General features: G+C 56.8%; 17 protein-coding genes. 3 read left to right on the top strand and 14 right to left on the bottom strand.

Annotated elements, in window-relative coordinates:
* Window positions 1–41 precede the first annotated feature (41 nt).
* The 11 genes from sseB to trmJ form a co-directional block, all read right to left on the bottom strand.
* A complete protein-coding gene (gene sseB, locus KGA69_RS12745) occupies window positions 42–818 on the bottom strand; it encodes an enhanced serine sensitivity protein SseB (protein WP_045392737.1) in 777 nt (258 codons plus the stop codon).
* A 91-nt stretch (window positions 819–909) separates the two neighbouring features.
* A complete protein-coding gene (gene pepB / locus KGA69_RS12740) occupies window positions 910–2,196 on the bottom strand; it encodes an aminopeptidase PepB (RefSeq protein WP_045392740.1) in 1,287 nt (428 codons plus the stop codon).
* A gap of 71 nt (window positions 2,197–2,267) precedes the next feature.
* Window positions 2,268–2,468 (bottom strand): Fe-S cluster assembly protein IscX, encoded by a 201-nt coding sequence (gene iscX, locus KGA69_RS12735; RefSeq protein WP_002913954.1) that lies wholly within the window; start codon window positions 2,466–2,468, stop codon window positions 2,268–2,270.
* Between the two features lies 1 nt (window position 2,469).
* Window positions 2,470–2,805 (bottom strand): ISC system 2Fe-2S type ferredoxin, encoded by a 336-nt coding sequence (fdx, locus tag KGA69_RS12730; RefSeq protein WP_012540871.1) that lies wholly within the window; start codon window positions 2,803–2,805, stop codon window positions 2,470–2,472.
* Window position 2,806: 1 nt separating this feature from the next.
* Window positions 2,807–4,657, bottom strand: a complete 1,851-nt coding sequence (gene hscA / locus KGA69_RS12725; protein WP_045392742.1) for a Fe-S protein assembly chaperone HscA — start codon at window positions 4,655–4,657, stop codon at window positions 2,807–2,809.
* Between the two features lie 15 nt (window positions 4,658–4,672).
* Window positions 4,673–5,188 carry a co-chaperone HscB gene (gene hscB, locus KGA69_RS12720; protein ID WP_045392744.1) on the bottom strand — a complete coding sequence of 172 codons (516 nt, stop codon included), beginning with the start codon at window positions 5,186–5,188 and terminating at the stop codon, window positions 4,673–4,675.
* 74 nt (window positions 5,189–5,262) lie between these two features.
* Window positions 5,263–5,586: an iron-sulfur cluster assembly protein IscA gene (gene iscA / locus KGA69_RS12715; RefSeq protein WP_012540868.1), complete on the bottom strand. Its 324-nt coding sequence runs from the start codon at window positions 5,584–5,586 to the stop codon at window positions 5,263–5,265.
* A 19-nt stretch (window positions 5,587–5,605) separates the two neighbouring features.
* Window positions 5,606–5,992: a Fe-S cluster assembly scaffold IscU gene (gene iscU / locus KGA69_RS12710; RefSeq protein ID WP_004866383.1), complete on the bottom strand. Its 387-nt coding sequence runs from the start codon at window positions 5,990–5,992 to the stop codon at window positions 5,606–5,608.
* 26 nt (window positions 5,993–6,018) lie between these two features.
* Window positions 6,019–7,233, bottom strand: a complete 1,215-nt coding sequence (iscS, locus tag KGA69_RS12705; protein ID WP_015703173.1) for a cysteine desulfurase — start codon at window positions 7,231–7,233, stop codon at window positions 6,019–6,021.
* 177 nt (window positions 7,234–7,410) lie between these two features.
* The gene (iscR, locus tag KGA69_RS12700) at window positions 7,411–7,902 is read right to left on the bottom strand and encodes a Fe-S cluster assembly transcriptional regulator IscR (RefSeq protein WP_015370314.1); all 492 of its coding nucleotides are present in this window, start codon (window positions 7,900–7,902) and stop codon (window positions 7,411–7,413) included.
* Between the two features lie 252 nt (window positions 7,903–8,154).
* Window positions 8,155–8,889, bottom strand: coding sequence for a tRNA (cytosine(32)/uridine(32)-2'-O)-methyltransferase TrmJ (trmJ, locus tag KGA69_RS12695; protein WP_015370313.1), 735 nt, complete (start codon window positions 8,887–8,889; stop codon window positions 8,155–8,157).
* Between the two features lie 120 nt (window positions 8,890–9,009).
* On the opposite strand from trmJ, the gene suhB reads away from it, so the two are divergent.
* On the top strand, window positions 9,010–9,813 hold the full coding sequence (suhB, locus tag KGA69_RS12690) for an inositol-1-monophosphatase (protein WP_015370312.1): 804 nt from the start codon (window positions 9,010–9,012) through the stop codon (window positions 9,811–9,813).
* A gap of 48 nt (window positions 9,814–9,861) precedes the next feature.
* On the opposite strand, the gene KGA69_RS12685 is transcribed toward suhB, so the two are convergent.
* Both KGA69_RS12685 and KGA69_RS12680 read right to left on the bottom strand, forming a co-directional pair.
* Window positions 9,862–10,842: a nickel/cobalt transporter gene (locus KGA69_RS12685; RefSeq protein WP_045367515.1), complete on the bottom strand. Its 981-nt coding sequence runs from the start codon at window positions 10,840–10,842 to the stop codon at window positions 9,862–9,864.
* Entirely contained in the window at window positions 10,833–11,471 is a 639-nt protein-coding gene (locus tag KGA69_RS12680; protein ID WP_063415624.1) for a DUF1007 family protein, read from the bottom strand. Before KGA69_RS12680 ends, KGA69_RS12685 begins: the two co-directional genes overlap by 10 nt.
* 124 nt (window positions 11,472–11,595) lie before the next feature.
* Here KGA69_RS12680 and csiE point away from each other — a divergent pair, with 124 nt between their 5' ends.
* Window positions 11,596–12,873 (top strand): stationary phase inducible protein CsiE, encoded by a 1,278-nt coding sequence (gene csiE / locus KGA69_RS12675; protein ID WP_045392750.1) that lies wholly within the window; start codon window positions 11,596–11,598, stop codon window positions 12,871–12,873.
* On the opposite strand, the gene KGA69_RS12670 is transcribed toward csiE, so the two are convergent.
* A complete protein-coding gene (locus tag KGA69_RS12670; RefSeq protein WP_047043398.1) occupies window positions 12,870–14,006 on the bottom strand; it encodes a 3-phenylpropionate MFS transporter in 1,137 nt (378 codons plus the stop codon). The genes csiE and KGA69_RS12670 overlap by 4 nt on opposite strands.
* 299 nt (window positions 14,007–14,305) lie before the next feature.
* Here KGA69_RS12670 and KGA69_RS12665 point away from each other — a divergent pair, with 299 nt between their 5' ends.
* Window positions 14,306–14,728: a DoxX family protein gene (locus tag KGA69_RS12665; protein ID WP_045392754.1), complete on the top strand. Its 423-nt coding sequence runs from the start codon at window positions 14,306–14,308 to the stop codon at window positions 14,726–14,728.
* Window positions 14,729–14,775: the final 47 nt, after the last annotated feature.

The raw sequence follows: 14,775 nt of genomic DNA, 5'->3' as shown, positions 1-14,775 counted from the left end.
GAAGACATAAAAAAACACAGCGGGGGCTAACGCCCCCGCTTTCAGATAATCCGGTTCTGCTTGAAATCGCGCAGGAAGCTGCCCCAGCGCTTTTCATAGAACGGCGTGATATGGGCAATCATAAAGTGGCTGATGCCCTTCTCGCCTTCTACCACCTGACAAATATCGATAGGTTCATCGCCAGGCAGGGTATCGGTGGCCACGCTGCCGGTGGTCTGGATAACGGATTCAATATCCCCTTCCGCTTCAATACCGATCAACAAGTTGGCCGGCGCGTCGGCGCTCTCTTTAATCGAGCACAGAAACGCCCGCTTGACGGTCTTCAGCGTTTTGAACAGCGTGGTCAGCGAATCCACCATCTGCGCCGGTGGTTCGGCGACCTCAGACAGCAGCAGCGCTTCGCCGCCTTCCAGCACCGTCTGGGTACTGAGCGGGCTGCCCTCTTCGCCCAGCAAATGGCTGATTTCTCGCGGGGTGAACTCTTTGCCGCTCGGCAACTTCGGGTTGAGGAACAGCGATTCGCCCAGCGTCATCGCCATCAGCGTGCGCGCTGGCATCATCACGAAGGCCTGTTCCTCTTCTACCGCCTGCTGTAGCGCCTCCAGCGAGGTGAAGAACGGAATGACCGAGGTGCCGTCATCTTTTTCCCAATGCTGGAGATCGAGGGCGCTATCTTCGACAACCTGCTCACTGTCCGCCGCGCTACCCGGCACCCACACGGTTGCCTCAAGCAGTGCGGTGAAAAATGCCGGACGATGAGCAGGCTCGGTCGCAGCCTTCTCCAGCAATGTTTCTAATTCATTTTTAGTATCAGACATAGATTCGCTACTTCAAAATCGCCCGGCGGCGCTACGTCCGCGCGGGCCTACGGTTTTCCAGGCCGGGTAAGCGTAACGCCCGGCAAGGCCATCACTCAGCCGTCAGCAGATTAGCGATAGTACGCACTCCAAGACCCGTCGCGCCCGCCGACCACTGCTCTACCGCGGCTTTGCGGTACGTCGCGGAGCAGTCGATGTGCAGCCAGCCCTGGTGGTAGTTTTCCACGAAGTGGGACAGGAAGCCCGCCGCAGTGCTGGCGCCGGCCGGATACGCCGCGCTACCGGTGTTGTTCAGTTCCGCGAAGTTAGACGGCAGCTGGTTGCGGTGAAATTCGGCCAGCGGCAGACGCCAGAAGGCTTCATTTTCCGCCTGCGCGCTCGCCAGCAGGCGATTCGCCAACGCGTCGTCAAAACTGAACAGCGCGTGGTAGTCGTTACCCAACGCGGTTTTCGCCGCGCCGGTCAGGGTGGCGGCATCGATGATCAGCTGCGGCTTCTGCGCCGAGGCATCGATCAGGCCATCCGCCAGCACCAGGCGGCCTTCGGCGTCGGTATTCATGATTTCAACGGTTTTACCGTTGCGGTAATGAATGATATCGCCAAGCTTGAAGGCGTTGCCGCTAATCAGGTTATCCGCGCAGCACAGATACAGCTTCACACGTTTGTTCAGACCGCGGGTAATAGCGAAAGCCAGCGCGCCGGTCACGGTGGCCGCGCCGCCCATGTCGGATTTCATCGAGTCCATAAAGGCGCTTTGCTTGATGCTGTAGCCGCCGGAGTCGAAGGTGATGCCCTTGCCAACCAGACAGGCGTATACCGGCGCGTCTTTATCGCCGGTCGGGTTATAGTCCAGCGCCAGCAGGACCGGCGGGCGCTCGGAGCCGCGGCCAACGGTATGCAGGCCAAGATAGTTCTGCTCACGCAGATCTTCGCCTTTGGTGATGCGATAGCTGACCTTTTCGCCCGCCACGCCGCACAGCAGATCGACGGCGCGCTGGGCCAGCTGTTCTGGCCCCAGCTCTTCTGCCGGCGCGTTGATGGTGTCGCGAACCCAATCGATAATCGTCAGGCGGTTATCCAGCTCGCTGCGCTGCGCATCGTCAAGGGTTGGCCATTCGACCTGGCGCTGACCTTTCGGCCCTTTATAGCCGGCCCAAAAGGCCCAGGCGCGATCGGTATTCCAGCCTTCGCCGCTCAGGGCGACGTGCTTGATACCCATGCCGTCAATTTTGCGCGCCGCGCGCTGGATTAATCCCAGGTCGTCTTTACCGTTGAGATGTAAGGCGATACCGTCGTTATTGATACTCCAGGTCGCTTTTTCTCCCCAGCGCGCATCGGCAGGCAGAGTAGAAAGCGTAATCTTCATGGCTTCGGTCATTATCTTTATCCTTATTAACAAACGGGCCACCCTATGGCAGCCCGTTAAAATTTTTCCGCTTGAGGCGAAAATTATTCTGCTTCGTCTAACCAGACTAGCAGAATCGCCTCCAGAATTTTTTCATTGGATGCGTTTGGGTCGTCATCGAACTCTTCCAGATCGCAAATCCACTGATGCATATCGGTAAAGCGAACGGTTTTCGGGTCGAGGTCCGGGTAAGCGTCATACAAGGCTTCGCCGATTTCGCGACTGTCGGTCCATTTCAGTGCCATATTAGTGCTCGCGTGCGTGGTTGATGGTATAACGCGGGATCTCAACGACCAGATCTTCGTCGGTGACGCGCGCCTGGCAGCTCAGACGGCTGTCAGGTTCCAGCCCCCAGGCTTTGTCCAGCATGTCGTCTTCATCTTCGCTACTTTCCGCCAGCGAGTCAAAACCTTCACGCACGATGCAGTGGCAGGTGGTGCAGGCACAGGATTTTTCACAGGCGTGTTCAATCTCGATACCGCTACGCAGCGCCGCATCCAGAATGGTTTCACCGCTCTCAGCTTCCACAACTACGCCATCCGGACACAGGTCCTGGTGGGGCAGAAAAACAATTTTTGGCATTTTAAACCTCGTCCACGGATTGGCCTTTCAGCGCAGCGCGGACCGACTGGTCCATGCGGCGTGCGGCGAATTCCTGGGTTTGTGTGTCGATATTTTTAATGGCTTCTTTAATCGCGTCTGCATCTTCGCCTGCCGCGGCGGCGCGAACTTGCTCCGCGGCGGCATCGATAGCCTGACGCTCTGCGGCGCTTAACAGCGCGGCGTCGGCGGCCAGCGCGCTTTCCAGGCTCTCCAGTACGCGAGCGGCTTCGACTTTCTGTTCAGCCAGCATACGCGCCTGGATATCCTGTTCGGCGTAGCTCATCGAATCTTTAATCATGTTGGCGATTTCGCCGTCCGTCAGGCCATAAGACGGTTTCACCTGGATTGAGGCTTCCACGCCGGTCGATTTTTCCATCGCCGTGACGCTCAGCAGACCGTCGGCATCAACCTGGAAGGTCACGCGAATATGCGCCCCGCCCGCCGGCAGCGCCGGGATACCGCGCAGCGCAAAACGCGCCAGCGAGCGGCAATCCTGCACCAGCTCACGCTCGCCCTGCATCACGTGAATAGACATCGCCGTTTGACCATCTTTGAAAGTGGTAAACTCCTGCGCGCGGGCCACCGGAATGGTGGTATTACGCGGGATCACTTTCTCTACCAGGCCGCCCATGGTTTCCAGCCCAAGCGACAGCGGGATAACATCAAGCAGCAGCAGTTCGCTGTCCGGTTTGTTGCCGACCAGAATATCCGCCTGTATCGCCGCGCCGATGGCGACAACTTTGTCCGGGTCGATAGAGGTCAGCGGGGTACGGCCAAAAAATTCGCCAACGCGCTCACGCACCAGCGGCACGCGGGTGGAGCCGCCGACCATTACCACTTCCAGCACCTCTTGCGCTTCAACGCCGGCGTCTTTCAGCGCGCGACGGCAGGCCATCAGGGTACGTTTTACCAGTGGGGCAATCAGATCGTTAAACTGGCTACGGCTGATATCGCCCCGCCAGCCGCCTACCGCAACGTGCGCCACATCGGCATCGCTCAGGGCGATTTTCGCCGCAATGGCGGCATCCAGCAGCTCACGCTGCAGACGGTTATCGCTACGGTCGCTGAGGCCCGCCTGCTCACGCAGATAGTCGGCCAGCAGATGGTCGAAATCATCGCCGCCGAGAGCGGAATCACCGCCGGTCGCCAGCACTTCAAACACCCCGCGGCTTAAGCGCAGAATGGAGATATCAAAGGTGCCGCCGCCGAGATCGTAGACCGCAATCACCCCTTCCTGACCGGAATCGAGGCCGTAGGCGATAGCCGCCGCGGTCGGCTCATTGAGCAAACGCAGCACGTGCAGGCCCGCCAGACGCGCCGCGTCTTTGGTTCCCTGACGCTGAGCGTCATCGAAATAGGCCGGAACGGTAATGACCACGCCGTCGAGATCGCCTGCCAGCGCTTCAGTGGCGCGAGCGGCAAGGGCTTTCAGGATATCGGCGGAGACCCGTACCGGGTTCAGCAGGCCGCCGGCGGTTTGAATCATCGGCAGTCCATTTTCACTGGCCTGCAGCTGGTACGGTAGATGCGGATAGCGGGTTTGAATATCGGCGAGGGAACGCCCCATCATTCGCTTCACCGAACTAATGGTGTTCACCGGATCCTGAGCGGCATTGAGCCGGGCTTCATAGCCGACGGTCAGCCCCGAGGCGTGGTAGTTCACGACCGACGGCAGCAGGTAGCGCCCTTGATGGTCGGGCAGAGTTTCGGCCTGGCCGCTACGCACGGTAGCAACCAGAGAATTGGTGGTGCCAAGGTCGATACCTGCCGCCAATCGACGCTGATGCGGCGCGGCGCTCAGACCAGGCTCACTAATTTGTAATAGGGCCATAATTGCTTCCGAAAATTAAAAGTCGAGCAGTTTTTCTTCGAGTTCTTCAGCACTGCTGCGCAGTTTATCGAGAAAACGGAGCTTGCGTACAGTATCAGCCGCCGCATCCCAGGTCTCGTTTTGCAATTGTTCAACCATCAGTTGATGGCGGGTATCAAACAGCGCTTTTACCCCTTTGATAAAGGTTTCCAGCCGCGCTTCGTCTTTCGCCTGGCCGATATCATCGAGCTCTTCGCGCAGTTCCAGCTGCTCCATCAGGAACGCGGTGTCGCGGACGGTGTGCTGCTCGCTGGCGAGGTCAAAGCCGTGCAGCGAAAGGAGATATTCCGCACGGGTCAGCGGATGGCGCAGAGTCTGCCAGGCCTGGTTAATGGTGGCGGAGTGCTGAACCGCAGCCAGCTGTTCCGCAGCGGGCGCGCTGGCAAATTTATCCGGATGGTACTGGCGCTGCAGATCCTGATACCGGACAGCCAGTTGTTCAAGCGAGAGGGTATAGCTGGCTGGTAACCCGAAGAGGGTGAAATAGTCCATAGTAACCTCAGGGTCATGCATCTAAACGAAAACCCCACGCGCGGCGTGACCGCGGTGGGGTTGGGGATTACCGATTATACGTTAAAGCTTTCGCCGCAACCGCACTCATCTTTCACGTTCGGGTTGGTAAATTTGAACCCTTCGTTGAGACCTTCTTTGACGAAGTCCAGTTGAGTGCCGTCGAGGAATTGCAGGCTCTTGCCGTCGATCACGACTTTCACGCCTTTGTCTTCAAACACGGTGTCTTCTGCCGCCGGCTCGTCAACAAATTCCAGTACATAAGCCATGCCTGAACAGCCGGAGGTTCTTACCCCCAGACGCAGGCCAAAGCCTTTACCGCGGTTCGCCAGGAAGGAATTGACTCGCGCTGCTGCACTGTCGCTTAAGGTAATCGACATAACAAACCTCAACTCTTAATTATTTTGCTTCACGTTTGCTTTTGTAATCCGCAATCGCGGCTTTAATCGCGTCTTCCGCCAGGATAGAGCAGTGAATTTTCACCGGCGGCAGTTCCAGTTCATCGGCGATATCGGTGTTCTTGATAGCCTGCGCTTCGTCCAGCGATTTACCTTTCACCCACTCGGTGACCAGGGAGCTGGAAGCGATAGCGGAACCGCAGCCATAGGTCTTGAAGCGCGCGTCTTCAATGATACCTTCATTGTTGACTTTAATCTGCAACTTCATGACGTCGCCGCACGCCGGCGCGCCAACCATACCGCTACCGACGCTGTCGTCGCTGTTGTCGAAAGAGCCGACGTTGCGCGGGTTTTCGTAATGATCGATGACTTTTTCGCTGTATGCCATGATGAATTCTCCTTATCGGTGCCGAATTAGTGATGTGACCATTCAATACTGTTCAGATCCACGCCCTGCTTGAACATTTCCCACAGCGGAGAAAGGTCGCGCAGACGGCCGATGGAGTTACGAACCAGCTTGATGGTGTAGTCAATCTCTTCTTCGGTAGTGAAACGACCTAAAGAGAAACGAATAGAACTGTGCGCCAGTTCATCAGTCATGCCTAATGCGCGCAGCACGTAGGATGGCTCAAGGCTCGCGGAAGTACAGGCTGAACCGGAGGAAACCGCCAGGTCTTTCAGAGCCATAATCAGCGACTCGCCTTCAACATAGTTGAAGCTGACGTTGAGAATGTTCGGCGCGCCCTGCTCGAGGTCGCCATTCAGATAGACTTCTTCCATATCTTTCACGCCGTTCCACAGACGGTCACGCAGGCCGCGCAGGCGCGCCATTTCGCTTTCCATCTCTTCTTTCGCGATACGGTAAGCTTCGCCCATACCGACGATCTGGTGGACAGGCAGGGTACCAGAACGCATGCCGCGCTCGTGACCGCCGCCGTGCATCTGCGCTTCGATGCGAATACGCGGCTTACGGCGTACATACAGCGCGCCGATACCTTTCGGGCCGTAAATTTTGTGACCGGAGAAGGACATCAGGTCAACTTTCAGCTGGCTCAGATCGATAGGCAGCTTGCCCACGCTCTGGGTGGCGTCAACGTGGTAAATGATACCGCGGGCGCGGCACATCTCGCCGATGGTAGCGATATCCTGCACCACGCCGATTTCGTTGTTTACGTGCATGATGGAAACCAGGATGGTGTCGTCACGCATCGCCGCTTCCAGTTCTTTCAGATCGATAATACCGTTGCTCTGCGGAGCAAGGTAGGTCACTTCAAAACCTTCGCGTTCGAGCTGACGGCAGGTATCCAGTACCGCTTTATGCTCGGTTTTGCTGGTGATGATGTGCTTGCCTTTTTTCTGATAAAAGTTGGCTGCACCTTTAATCGCCAGGTTATCGGATTCCGTTGCGCCGGAGGTAAAGACGATTTCGCGCGGATCGGCGCCGACCAGTTCGGCAATCTGATTACGGGCGATATCTACCGCCTCTTCAGCCTGCCAACCGAAACGGTGAGAACGTGAGGCCGGGTTACCAAAGGTCCCGTCCAGGGTCAGGAACTGCATCATTTTCTCGGCAACACGCGGGTCCACCGGCGTTGTTGCGGAGTAATCGAGGTAAATCGGTAATTTCATTGCTCTTAAACTCCGTACATCACTCAATGCAAGGAACCAGGCAACCGGCTTGATGTACGACCGAGTACACGAGATGTCTTAACATCCCGGCCTGATTCTGAAAATCTTTATTATTGCTATCTACCCTGCCGTTTCACCTTGCAGCCCGTAAGCCGCAAGCTGAAACTAAGCCTCGTGCTAGGCGCGCAGTTTTACGTCAATGGCGTCCTGAGAACGCGTAGTACGCTGAGATTCATGATTGTGCTGACGACCGGAAACATCGAGGATTTCCTGGTTATTCACCAGTTCGCCCAGGGTGATGTTGTTCAGGAAACCGGTCAAACGTTCGCTCAGATCGCGCCACAGCGCGTGAGTCAGACACTTATCGCCACCCTGGCAGCCGCCTTTACCCTGACAACGGGTGGCGTCAACGGATTCGTCTACGGCGCTGATCACTTCGCCTACGGCGATGCTGCCAGCTTCTTTACCTAACAGGTAACCGCCGCCTGGTCCACGAACGCTGGATACCAGACCATTTTTACGCAGGCGAGAGAACAGCTGTTCCAGATAGGAAAGCGAAATTCCCTGACGCTCTGAAATATCTGCCAACGGAACCGGACCCGTTTCAGAGTTGAGCGCAACGTCAAGCATTGCGGTCACGGCATAACGCCCTTTAGATGTCAGTCTCATGTCTTACTTAACCTCAAACTCGCCCCTGCCCGGGCTTTTTATTAATATGGGTATTGCATAGCAGGGCCAAGTCTGACATTCCCGAGTAAATTGGTCAACTATTTACTTGACTGTTTTAGTCAGGTATTTGGCTTTCCGTGCCGTTATTGATTTCGAGCCGCTCCCGGGGTCGGCCAAAGGCCTCGCCCGGGCTACAACAGAGATGTAGCTTCGTAGGCCGGCTAAGCGAAGCGCCATCCGGCGGGAACGCGGTTACTTACCTTTATTCTGCTGCTCAATAGACGCTAGCATCCCGCGCAGAATGTTCAGCTCCTGGCTTTCCGGACGCGCGCGGGTGAACAGACGACGCAGCTTGTTCATCACCTGCCCCGGATGATTCGGACGGATAAAACCGGTCGCCAGCAGCGTCTGCTCAAGGTGGCCGTAAAAACGTTCTAAATCATCGACCAGCGGATACGGCGTCTCTTCATGTTCAACCGCCGGCTGCGCCTGCTCCTGCGTCGCCAGCCAGGCCATTCGCACTTCATAGGCGATAACCTGCACCGCCATTGCCAGGTTCAGCGAGCTGTACTCCGGGTTGGCGGCGATCGCCACGTGATAGTGGCACTTCTGCAGTTCGTCGTTGGTCAGGCCAACGCGCTCGCGGCCAAAGACCAGCGCGACCGGCGCATGTTGGCCTTCGGCGACGCTTTTCAGACCGCATTCGCGCGGATCCAGCATCGGCCACGGCAGCGTGCGGGAGCGCGCGCTGGTGCCAACCACCAGGCTACAGCCCGCCAGCGCTTCATCAAGGGTATCGACGATCTGCGCGTTACCAATCACGTCGCTGGCGCCAGCGGCCAGCGCGATGGCCTGGGAATCAGGTTTCACCAGCGGGTTGACCAGCCACAGGTTAGTTAAGCCCATGGTTTTCATCGCGCGGGCAACGGAGCCCATATTGCCGGTGTGTGAGGTTTCTACCAGTACGATTCGAATATTTTGCAGCATTATGGTTCTTCGGCTAAAGATTATTCGTGCATGCTAACATAAAACGGAGACATAAGCAGAATTCGCTGTTACTATATGCGCCGTTTTTTCCCGTTCTTTAACATCCAGTGAGAGATACCGATGCATCCGATGCTGAACATTGCCGTGCGCGCAGCGCGCAAGGCGGGTAATTTAATTGCCAAGCACTACGAAACGCCAGATTCCGTAGAAACCAGCCAGAAAGGCAGCAATGACTTTGTGACTAACGTCGATAAAGCCGCAGAAGCGATTATTATCGAAACCATCCGCAAGTCTTACCCACAGCACACCATCATCACCGAAGAAAGCGGCGAGCACGCTGGTGAAGATCAGGATATTCAATGGGTTATCGATCCACTGGATGGCACCACCAACTTCGTTAAACGTCTGCCACACTTCTCCGTTTCCATCGCCGTACGCATTAAAGGCCGTACTGAAGTCGCGGTGGTTTACGATCCGATGCGTAATGAACTGTTCACCGCCACCCGCGGTCAGGGCGCGCAGCTGAACGGCTACCGTCTGCGCGGCAGCAACGCTCGCGATCTCGACGGCACCATCATCGCCACCGGTTTCCCGTTCAAAGCCAAGCAGCACGCTACCGCTTACATGAACATCCTCGGCAATATGTTCACCGAGTGCGCTGACTTCCGTCGCACCGGTTCCGCCGCACTGGATCTGGCCTACGTTGCCGCTGGCCGCGTTGATGGTTACTTTGAAATCGCCCTCAAACCGTGGGATTTCGCCGCAGGCGAGCTGATCGCTCGTGAAGCAGGCGCCATCGTTTGCGACTTCACCGGTGGTCATAACTATATGCTGACCGGCAACATCGTAGCCGGTAACCCGCGCGTCGTGAAAGCGATGCTGGCGAACATGCGCGAGCAGCTGAGCGAAGCGCTGAAGCGTTAATTTCTCACTGAATGTAAAAAGGAAGCCGCGGCTTCCTTTTTTTATCCCCTAAAACGGCCGCAAGCCGCCGCCCGGCGGGATCGCGCTACTCCACATCACGACGGCCGCCGTCAACAGCGCCACGCCGCCGGCCAGCGCCAGCGTCGCCCAGCCAACCTGTTTCCACATCGCTGGTGCCTGATGGCGACTCAGGCGGATAGCCAACTGGCGGAATCCATGCACCAACAGCGCCAGCCCGCTTATGGTCAGCGACGTTCCCGCCGCCATCACCAGCGCGGCTGCCATGCCCCAGCCAAAGACGCCGATCACCTTACTGAACAGCAGCACCATAATCGCTCCCGAGCAGGGACGCATGCCCATCGACAGCACAATCGCCAGCCTGGCGCGCCAGTCGTCGCCACTCTGTAGTTGATCCGGCGCCGGAAGGTGCTGATGGCCGCAGCCGCAATGTTCATCATGGACGTGCTGCAGGGTAAAAGCGGTAAACGTTGGCCGCCGTAGCAAGACTCGCAGTTTTTTCAATGCCCGCCAGCACAGTAAAAGCCCCAATGCGCCGACCAGCAGATAACTGCCCTTCTCCAGCCAGAAGCTGCTGAGATGCAGTTGACGCGCCGGGAGCTGCAGCAGCGTCAATACCACCACCACCAGCGCTATCGCCACCATTCCCTGCAACAGCGATGCCGCCAGCGTCAGCGTAATACTCGATTTCAGCTTTGAGGGATGGGTGGCAAGCCAGGTGGTAATCACGATTTTACCGTGGCCAGGGCCTAAGGCATGTAGCACACCGTAGACAAAGCTGAACCCGAGCAGCGATAGCCCCGCCGCTGAAGGGTTATCCGCCACCGCCTGCAGCAGTTGGCTGAGCTCAAGATTCAGTGAACGCTGCCAGACCGCGCTTTGCAACAGTACCTGCGGCCAGGCGAGCCACAACCAGATACCGCCCACGACGGTCAGCGTCAGAAACAGCGCCAGCGGCCAGAGTGATTTCCAGCGCGGCGCCCGCGCTCGCGGCGTAAAGACTACTGACATGTCAAGGTCACCTTCTGGGCGAAGTAGTTACCCAGTTCCATGTCTTCCGGCGGCGCGTCCTCTTTATCGAGCGACTGCGCATAAGACAGCATTTTGTCGTTGGGTTTCGGCGTCATTACCGTGGTCTTACAGGAGGCCCGCAGCGCGGTAGGCAGTGAAAAATCGCTATCCTGCTCATAAAACATATCGACATAGTAGGTCGGATCGAAGGTGGATAAAGTGAAGGTTTGTCCGGCAATGGGCTGCGGCGTCGCCAGCGGCAAGGTGAAGGTAAGTACCGCCTGCATCCCGCTACGCGCAAGGCCGTAACCATCCGGGCGGTTAGCAAACTTCACCCGCTGGCCGTTATGCCACAGCTCGCTGAAGTAGTGCTGGCCGAGCACATTGGCCATCACCTCCGCTGCCAGTTTTTTCCATACTTCGCTGCCCGGCTTGGCATTTCCGGCATCATAGAGCAGATCCGCTGAGGTTATTTCGTCCATCGTCCAGCGCATATTGAAACCGGTCAACTGACCGTCTTTCACCACGGCCTCACTCTGCAAATTAATGAAGCTGTGCGGATGCGCAACGGCTGACAATGATAAAACCATGAAAAATGCCGCACTGACGCAGTGTTTCACTCTCTTCATCTGTTCCTCGCGTGAAAAATTCTGTGAACCTCGCCAGCAATCCTGATCTAAAGGCCGCGGCCCGTCCTGCTCAACCCGCATCCTTTGGCTATTCTTAGCTGAAACCCTAACTGGAACTTACCAGATGATGACAGTGATTGAACCACCATCTGCGCTTTCCAGTCCACAGCGCCGTAGCCAGGTGCTCCTGATGTTCTATCTTCCGGGACAATCCGTCACGCCGCAACAGCTGGTCAGGCTCAACCAGGTGGATGAGGCGACGGCCCAACAGGATATCGCGGAGACGGGGCGCGAAATTCAGCGTTATCATCGACTGACTCTCGCGTCGCAGATGGACGGCAGCTATCGGATTGAAGGCGCCGCGCTCGATCAACGCCTGTGCCTGCTGCACGCTCTCCGGCGCGGGCTGCGCCTGTGCCCGCATTTCGTTCACCACCATTTTACCCCGGCGTTAAAAACGCAGCTTAAACAGCAGGGTATCGCGCGAACCTTATATGATGATACCAATCTTCAGGCGCTGGTGAATCGCTGCGCGCGCGCGCTCAATCGGCAGTTTGACTGTCGGGACGGGCAGTTCCTGCGCCTGTATCTTCAGTACTGCCTGCTACAACATCATCTGGGCCAGTCGCCGGATTTCACCCACCAGCAGCGCAGCTGGGCCCAGGCGGCGGCGGAATTTGACCTCGCCGCCGAAATCGTTCGCCACTGGCAGCGTCGGGTCAGCGCCACGCCCCACGCCGGCGAACAACATTTCCTGACCCTGCTTTTTATGTTGCTGAAAACGCCGGATCCGATTCATGACGGCCATCAACAGGACAGACGCCTGCATCTGGCGATCTCCCGCTTGATCCATCGTTTCCAGGATCTGGCGGGACGGCCGTTTAGCGATGAACAGGGGTTAAGCGACCAGCTCTATATTCATCTTTCGCAGGCGTTGAACCGCAGCGTATTCGCTATCGGTATCGATAACGCCTTACCTGAGGAGATCGGACGCCTGTATCCGCGCCTGATGCGTACTACTCAGGACGCATTGCGCGATTTCGAAACGGCCTATCATATTCAATTTAATCAGGAAGAGGTCAGTTTAATTGCGGTGATTTTCGGCGCATGGTTGATGCAAAAAGCCGACCTGCATGAAAAGCAGGTGGTGTTGCTGACGCGGGAAAATAGCGAGCTGGAACAGGCGCTGGAAATGCAATTGCGGGAATTGACGCTGCTGCCGCTGAATATTAAATACTTAAGCGTGACGCAGTTTCAGCAACAAGGCGCGCCGAAAGATGTGACCTTAGTAGTCACGCCTTACACCACCGCGCTACCGCTGTTTTCGCCGCCGCTGTTTCATGCTGAAGAGAATTTCAGCGATCACCAGCGGCAGCAGATTTGCAAAATGCTTGAGAGCTAGGCGGTTACCACCTTCGGCCGCACGATCAGCGCCGGAAGCGCTACCAGCGCCATCACCCAGAAGACGCCCTGATGCAGGTGCTGATAGAGGAAGCCGGCAAATACCGTCATCACCGCAATGCTGCCGCCCATCGCCACCGCCGAGTAAACGGCCTGCAGGCGGATGACCTCACTTCCCTGCCGCGCGGCGATATAGCGCATGGCCGCCAGGTGGCAGACGGTGAACGTTCCACAGTGGAGGATCTGCGCAACCAGTAGCCACGGCAACGCGGTCGTCCAGCCCATAATCGTCCAGCGCGCCACGCCGCACACCGCCGAGAGCAGCAGCAGGTCGCGGGCGCTAAAGCGACGGAAGACCTTTTTACTCAGGGCGAAAATCACTACTTCGGCGACGACGCCGAGCGACCACAAATAGCCGACGGCGGAAGCTGAATAACCGGCCTGCTGCCAGTACAGCGCGCTGAAACCGTAATAGGCGGCGTGCGCCCCCTGCAACAGACAGACGCAGGCAAGAAAACGCCAGCTTTGCCGCACCAGGCTAAGCCACGCCGATAGTCCGGCCGCCTCCTGATGTCGGCTCTCCCCCTGCGGCATCACTGAAGGTTTCAGTAACATGCCCAACAGCATCGAAGCGGTGCCCAGGCTTAACAACAGCAGGATCGCCCGGTAATCATACAAACTCACCAGTTTGCCGGTCAGCGCAGAACCGATGACGAAAGCAATCGATCCCCACAATCGCACCCGGCCGTAATCCATGGTGATCTGCTTTTGCCAGGTGTTGGCCAGTGCATCGGTTAGCGGCACCAGCGGCGAGAAAAAGAGGTTGAATCCGACGATGACTACCATCAGCCAGGCCACCTGCCCGCCGACCCAGAAGGCGAGAGCAAACAGCAGCGTCAGTAATGCCAGGATTCGCAAGGCGCTAATCAAACGAGAAGGATCGCTAACCCGCGGCGCAATCAGCAGACTGCCCAGAAAACGCGCCACCAGCCCGGCGCCGAGCAGCACGCCGATGGTTTCCGGCGTCAGGCCAACGCCTGCCAGCCAGACGCTCCAGAATGGTAGAAAAATACCGTAGCTAAAAAAATAGGTGAAGTAACTTAGCGCCAGCCAGCGCGTGGAGTGCAAGACCATGATTCCCTCCCGAATGGAAGCTCTAGTCTGGCGATAAAGCGCATACTGAGCAAACCCATGTCTCACTATCTGCATGGTCATTAACTACATTTCTCTTAAAATCGTGAGCATCGTCACGCAAGGGTTTTACCAAATGGCGGGCAGTATGAAAAAAAATCCGATAACCGGGCATCAAAGCGCTTTCTGCATATCGACTCAATCGCCGCTAAACGAAGCGCAACAATATTAGTTTCCCAGCGTGGCGGGGAGTAAAAATGTGTATTACGTTTAGATCACACGCCTGTGATAAAGGACTGATTATGAACACGCTACGCTATTTTGACTTTGGCTCTTCCCGCCCTGTTCTGCTGTTAATCGCACGTATTGCGATCGTGCTGCTGTTCATTATTTTTGGCTATCCGAAACTGATGGGATTTAGCGGAACGGTACAATATATGGCTTCTTCCGGCGCGCCGCTGCCGACGCTGGCGGCGATTATCGCGGTCATCATGGAGGTTCCCGCCGCTATTCTGATTATTTTAGGTTTCTTTACCCGCCCGCTGGCGGTGATCTTTATTTTTTACACCCTGGGTACCGCGGTTATCGGCCACCATTACTGGGATATGACCGGCGATGCGGTATTGCCGAATATGATTAACTTCTATAAGAACGTCAGTATTGCCGGGGCCTTCCTGCTGCTGGCAATAACCGGACCGGGTTCAATTTCGCTGGACCGCCGCTAATCATCAGACACAAAAAAGGCCGCAATCGCGGCCTTTTTTATCTTAAC

The sequence above is a fragment of the Klebsiella sp. A52 genome (assembly GCF_018388785.1).
GTDB classification, from domain to species: domain Bacteria; phylum Pseudomonadota; class Gammaproteobacteria; order Enterobacterales; family Enterobacteriaceae; genus Klebsiella; species Klebsiella aerogenes.
This window is presented reverse-complemented; position numbering and strand designations above follow the sequence as displayed.